The 5,625-nt window shown below is 41.2% G+C and carries 8 protein-coding genes; 3 read left to right on the forward strand and 5 right to left on the reverse strand.

Translation table 11 applies throughout. The features are described 5' to 3' along the window. Positions 1–426 (forward strand): DUF6943 family protein (locus AC6F75_RS06795; protein ID WP_500714200.1); only part of this gene is annotated, 426 nt, incomplete at its 5' end. 16 nt (positions 427–442) lie between these two features. Continuing rightward, entirely contained in the window at positions 443–664 is a 222-nt protein-coding gene (locus AC6F75_RS06800) for a hypothetical protein (protein ID WP_500714201.1), read from the forward strand. Positions 665–683: 19 nt separating this feature from the next. Here AC6F75_RS06800 and AC6F75_RS06805 read toward each other — a convergent pair whose 3' ends face one another. Genes AC6F75_RS06805 through AC6F75_RS06815 form a run of 3 tightly spaced genes read right to left on the reverse strand, consistent with a single transcriptional unit; the run spans position 684 to position 2,164 of the window. Continuing rightward, positions 684–944 (reverse strand): hypothetical protein, encoded by a 261-nt coding sequence (locus AC6F75_RS06805; RefSeq protein WP_500714202.1) that lies wholly within the window; start codon positions 942–944, stop codon positions 684–686. 17 nt (positions 945–961) lie between these two features. Beyond that, on the reverse strand, positions 962–1,390 hold the full coding sequence (locus tag AC6F75_RS06810) for a DUF5675 family protein (RefSeq protein ID WP_500714203.1): 429 nt from the start codon (positions 1,388–1,390) through the stop codon (positions 962–964). Positions 1,391–1,408: 18 nt separating this feature from the next. Further along, a complete protein-coding gene (locus AC6F75_RS06815) occupies positions 1,409–2,164 on the reverse strand; it encodes a hypothetical protein (RefSeq protein WP_500714204.1) in 756 nt (251 codons plus the stop codon). Positions 2,165–2,409: 245 nt separating this feature from the next. On the opposite strand from AC6F75_RS06815, the gene AC6F75_RS06820 reads away from it, so the two are divergent. Then, entirely contained in the window at positions 2,410–2,610 is a 201-nt protein-coding gene (locus AC6F75_RS06820) for a hypothetical protein (RefSeq protein WP_500714205.1), read from the forward strand. A 293-nt stretch (positions 2,611–2,903) separates the two neighbouring features. On the opposite strand, the gene AC6F75_RS06825 is transcribed toward AC6F75_RS06820, so the two are convergent. Both AC6F75_RS06825 and gldJ read right to left on the reverse strand, forming a co-directional pair. Further along, on the reverse strand, positions 2,904–4,184 hold the full coding sequence (locus AC6F75_RS06825) for a UDP-N-acetylmuramoyl-tripeptide--D-alanyl-D-alanine ligase (RefSeq protein WP_500714206.1): 1,281 nt from the start codon (positions 4,182–4,184) through the stop codon (positions 2,904–2,906). A gap of 63 nt (positions 4,185–4,247) precedes the next feature. Beyond that, positions 4,248–5,625: gliding motility lipoprotein GldJ (gene gldJ / locus AC6F75_RS06830; RefSeq protein ID WP_500714207.1), on the reverse strand; the 1,378-nt coding region annotated here is incomplete at its 5' end.

The raw sequence follows: 5,625 nt of genomic DNA on the forward strand, positions 1-5,625 counted from the left end.
ATTATGCTTAATTTCAAAATCAAAACCCACAAACACGGAAGGTTTTACAACACACCGCACTTTTACATCCTAAACAAAGGAAACAACGCCGGAAAGCCTTCATTTGAACCTTACAGAAACGCTTTTGTCGTTTTCTGCAACAACCAAAGCGACCTCCAAAAACTCTATTGGATATGCGCCATCCTCCACGCCGGTAGCCTGTTCAAACCCTATCACAAAGGCTCCGTCATCACGTTTATCTCCATTTGCGACATCAAAAACATGATTAAAGAATGCCTCTTTAACTATGACGGTCACTACTGGCAAGAACGCTTCAATGTCCTCAAAAAACTGGAAGAGGCAGAAGAAAACCTGCGCCGGCAATCGGTAAATCTCAAAAATTATAAAATTTTAATGATGAGGTCTTACCAACCGCAGTTAAATTAAAAACAGGGCACAAGCCATGTTTCCACCAATAAAAAAAGCCCGGACCATAAACCCGGGCTTTCTCACCAAACCAAACACCTACTTCCCAAACCACCGGGAAATAAACCGTAACAACACCGAAGCAATAAAACTCGCCACAGCACCAATAAATGCCATCACAACCGTAACCAAAACATCTTCCACGGGCAAATTGGGCAACACCCCAAAAAAAGTACCACCCCAAAAACTCGCCCTATGAAAAAAATGCGTTTCCATAACTAAATCCCCAATGCAGGTTCCTGAAAATCGTTGGTTTCGTTGTCATCGCCTTCGTCCTCGTCTTTCACCACCGCTTGGCTCACCACAGTCGCCACAGTGCCTGCAACGGTCACATAAGTCGCAATGGTAAACAAAGCAGTAGGAATCGCCACAGGAGCAGCCAAAATGGCACCACCTGCAGCAGTAAGCGCAATCCCAATATTTCGCAACGTCCTAAAAAATTTAGGAGTCGGTTTTGTATAGCGTTCTTGTAAATTCATAACTCAAATATTTTAAATTAACAGCTCTCTTTTTCACCCTCCGCAAATCGGGCAGAAGTAATGTTCAAAAACAAGCCCTCTCGGCTCATTCGCGCGCGTTCAATCAATAATAGAAGTTTGTCCAACGCTTTACGCGAAAGGGTTCCGGTACCAATTCCCGTAAGGTGCGTAACAGGAGCAATACACCCCCGAAGCTCCTTCAGGGCATCATTGGCAGGATGAATCAAAATCCCACTCCGCCCGGGAACATCCTTCACAATCAGATGATGCTTAAACCGGTCCGTAAACCAAAGCTTCAGCTCATACCGCCCGTCAGGAATACACGAAACATTTCGCGCATTCTCCTTCCAGGGCAATTCAATTGTAAAACAAACAAACTTCCCTTGAAAGAAAAGGGCACCATTGGCGCCCCTCTCAAATTGATTTCTGAACAATTGCAATTCCATCACCCAATGAAATCACGATTACACCTGATCAACACCAATCAAACTAAGGGAGTTGTAAGCACCGTTTTTCAACGGGTACATATCACCATTAACCTCTTGATAAAAGCTCACACCAAGCACCTGCAACAGCGGCAGGGTAGAGTTAGCGGTCACCGTAGAGACAAGATTGATAAGCGCGGTATCCTGGGCATCCCACGGCAAAATCGCTGTCTCCTCACTGTCAAAAACAAACTCCTCGTTTTCGAAGTCAACCTCAGCCAACCCGCTCACGATTTTAAAGTGAGTAGTCCCTGCTGGAGCATCGATACTCGCATTAGGAGTAAACACCGGGATCTCCACATCCAAGGTCCCGGCAACCCGGTCCAAAGTAGGGGAGTAGGGAGCAAACATCACAGTACTCAATTTCCCGTTGATGTTAAACTCAAACCCATTGATCAATGCCATATCCCCATCAGGAATGGTTCTCAACCCACGCTCATTGGTTGAGTCTGTCTTAATCACTCTCATAAGTGATTGGGTCAATCTGCTGGTCACCCGTTTGTCCTTTGCATTCTGCAACAGCAAACGAATGGCCTTTCTCACTAATTTACCACCGGCACCGGCACGTCCAAACTCAGCCCCATTTTCACGGGTTCTTTGAAACGCCGGGTCGTTGGCAATTCGATTTTTGTCCACGCAACCTTTTTCACGAGCCAAATGCCCGTCGGTGGTCTTGTAAAAGGTAACACCTCCAATGGTACCTTTCAACCTGATAATTCCGGTCTGTCTTGCCATAACTATTCGATTTTTTGATTAATAAAAACCAAAAGTATAAGCACACACCACCACCCAAAGAACCCCATTTCCGCAATCAACCACCTTTTCCGAAACAGACCATTTTAACCGCAAACACCAAATCAAACCAAAACAGATGAAACGATAGTCCACCACACAAAAATACACCACCACAACCCCTTAAAACATTGATTAACGCCCTACGATGCTGTATCTTTGAAGGGTAGATGAAGCATAGATAAAGTATGAGGTATTCAAAAAGAATATGTATTTACCCAAAAGATATTCAGCGTATCACCGGCAAGAGTGAAAGACACGCTAGGAACCTCTTGTCCAAAATCCGTGAATATCTGGAAAAAGAACCCCACCAATTCATCACCACAAATGAATTCGCAGAATATTACGGCCTCAATCAAAACCAAGTAGAAGAATATATAATTGATTAAAGTTCGATTCATATCACTTTGATAGTATTCATCAATTTTGTATATTTGTACTTATTGAAATGAATGTCAAACCAAACCGAAACGAATTAAATAAAATGAGAGCCATTTGAGAGACCCTATTTTACAAGCCTCTTAAATACCTGAAAAACAAAGGAATACATAAAGGGTTCGAGTCCAGTATAACCCACATTATTCAAAAAACCTATACAAAAGCATAGGTTTTTTCTTTTTGCCGGAGTGGTTTAAGTCTGAATCAACTCAGTTAATTCGATAGTTTCAGGTTTGTAAAAAAATTAAATAGAATCCAAAGCCCTTTCCAGAGCCATTCCTCTGGAGCCTTTTATTAGGATGTGGAAGTTTTCAAAGTGAGCAATCTCCAGAAATGCTTTCAAATCTTCGAAAGTTTCAAATTTTTTGGCTTTATCGGTTTTGGTATTAAAAAAGTTTTTTCCAACCAAGAGGACATAATTGAGGTTTAATAGTTCGGCAAATTCCGCAATATTTTGATGTTCTGTTTTGGTATCTTCACCCAGTTCAAACATATCGCCGAGGATTGCTGCTTTCTGATTTGCGTCCAGTAGGTTAAAATTATCAAGAGCCGCGCGCATACTTGTAGGGTTAGCATTGTAGGCATCCATAACAACGGTATTACTGCCAATTTTAATAATTTGTGAGCGGTTGTTTCCGGGGGTGTAATTTTCAATTCCTGTTTTAATAGCCTTGGGTGAAACCTCAAAATATGTACCGATGGCGATAGCTGCAGCAAGATTTGAAAAATTGTACCTGCCAATGACTTTTGTATTTATTTCAATATCATTGTACTTCAGTTTCATGAATGGATTTGCTTCAAGCATTTCTACTTCAACACGACTTCCGGAGTTTTTAGTTCCGAAAGTAAAAGAGTTTATTCCTTTTGCCTTCTCAATTTGAATATGGTCATCGGTGTTGATAAACACCATTTTGTCGTGTTTTTTCAGGTTTTCATAAAGCTCAGTCTTTGCACGGATAACTCCTTCAAGGCTACCAAAACCCTCCAAATGCGCCTTTCCGAAGTTGGTTATGTAGCCAAAATCCGGTTGGGTGATTTCGCATAAAGCGGCAATTTCACCATGATGGTTGGCTCCCATTTCAACGACTCCAATTTCAGTGTTTTTGTTCATTGAAAGCAATGTAAGTGGTACTCCAATGTGATTGTTGAAATTACCCTGAGTGGCCACAGCTTTGTATTTTTCTTTTAATACATTGCAAATCAACTCTTTTGAAGTGGTTTTGCCATTGCTTCCTGTTAATGCAAGAATTGGGATGTTGAGGTGTTTTCTGTGAAATTTTGCTAAGTCCTGCAATGTTCCCAAAACATTTTCTACCAAAATGGTTTTATTGTTTGGTTTTAAATAGTTTTCATCGTCTATGATTGCATATGAGGCACCCAGTTCTATGGCTTTTTCGGCAAACAGGTTTCCGTTAAAGGTTTCTCCTGTCAGGGCAAAAAAGAGATTTCCATTGGTGATTTTACGGGTATCGGTACTTGCGCCGGTTGAGGCCAAAAAAAGTTTGTGGAGTTGTTCTGTGTTCATAGAACTAAAGTTATATTAAAAGCCCCGAAAAACGGGGCTTTTAATATCAAATATTTTTGGTTTTTAATTTCTGGCACGTTTGCCTTTTTGAGATTTTGAACCAACTCGAGACATTGCATTTCTGAACCCGATATAGTCAGTAGCCATATCTTGAGGGAAATAGCGTCGTTGAGCCGGATCAAGCCAGTAGTTTCTGTCTCTCCAGGAACCACCTTTGAAAACCCTTACTTCGTCATTTATCAAAGTGCTTCTGGCATTGTCCTGGTCATATTGTCTTTCAAGACCTTCATCACCGGGTTCTACCTGATGTCTGGGGGAATTGTACATTATTTTTGTAGAAGATTCTCCTTCATCTAAATCGTCATTAAATGCCTGATAGCTTCTTGTTGAACGCCTGTCACCATCTCTAAAGTTTCTGTTGTCACTATCTGAAAATTGAGTTCTTAAATAAGTTTCTTCTTCATCAACAGGTATCTGCAGGATTTCACCAGGAAGGTTTCTGGCAATTATTTGGCCATTACTTAGTGTATCATAAACTATTGTTTCAGGGGTAATTAAAACGACCCTGCCATCTTCGCCAATCGCATTTTTTGTATAAATATTTCCTCTAAAGTAGTTGAAATCATTGAATTCATTGTCGATGATAGGTCTGTAAACATCAGCTACCCATTCTGCTACATTACCAGCCATATCATATAATCCAAAGTCATTGGGCTGATATGATTTTACGGGAGCGGTAATGTCTGCCCCATCATCACTCCAACCGGCAATACCGCCATAATCACCGCGGCCTTGTTTGAAGTTTGCCATCTGATCTCCACGATTTTTTCTTTTTCCGGATCTGGTGTATTGACCGTCCCAGGGATATTTCTTCTTACCTCTGTAAACATTATAGCTTCTTAAGCTTCCAAGACCTAGTGCGGCATACTCCCATTCGGTTTCAGTTGGTAAACGATAGTCGGGGAGAAGTAACCCGTCTTTTAGTTGCACATATAAGTTTGTGCTGTCTCTTTGAACAATTCTTTCTGAAGTTCTTCCTCCCTGAGTGATTTCAGTATTTCCACCATAGGCATCCGTTGGAGAGGTCAAGTATGTTTGTGTATTAAATGTAGTTGTTGCATCGACATCAGTGATTCTTGCACCGCGTTTTGTATAACCTTCACTTTCCAGGACATGTTCGTTTACCCTGTCTGTTCTCCATTTAGAAAACTCAACCGCTTGTATCCAGCTAACTCCAACAACGGGGTAGTCTGCATAGGCAGGGTGCCTGAGGTAATTGTTTGTCATAGTTTCATTGAATCCAAGACGATTTCTCCAAACCAATGTATCCGGTAAAGCACCGTGATAAATTAGTCTATAATTGTCATTTTCCGGAGGAAAAACTTTTTTTGTCCAATCAAGATATTCAAGATACATTAAGTTTGTAACTTCTGTCTCGTCC

It is taken from the genome of Planktosalinus sp. (assembly GCF_059864935.1).

Coding starts and splice junctions, on each gene's coding strand:
- AC6F75_RS06825 (WP_500714206.1), bottom strand. CDS start 4,184: ATGAACACAGAACAACTCCACAAACTTTTTTTGGCCTCAACCGGCGCA.
- AC6F75_RS06800 (WP_500714201.1), top strand. CDS start 443: ATGTTTCCACCAATAAAAAAAGCCCGGACCATAAACCCGGGCTTTCTC.
- AC6F75_RS06815 (WP_500714204.1), bottom strand. CDS start 2,164: ATGGCAAGACAGACCGGAATTATCAGGTTGAAAGGTACCATTGGAGGT.
- AC6F75_RS06810 (WP_500714203.1), bottom strand. CDS start 1,390: ATGGAATTGCAATTGTTCAGAAATCAATTTGAGAGGGGCGCCAATGGT.
- AC6F75_RS06805 (WP_500714202.1), bottom strand. CDS start 944: ATGAATTTACAAGAACGCTATACAAAACCGACTCCTAAATTTTTTAGG.
- AC6F75_RS06820 (WP_500714205.1), top strand. CDS start 2,410: ATGAGGTATTCAAAAAGAATATGTATTTACCCAAAAGATATTCAGCGT.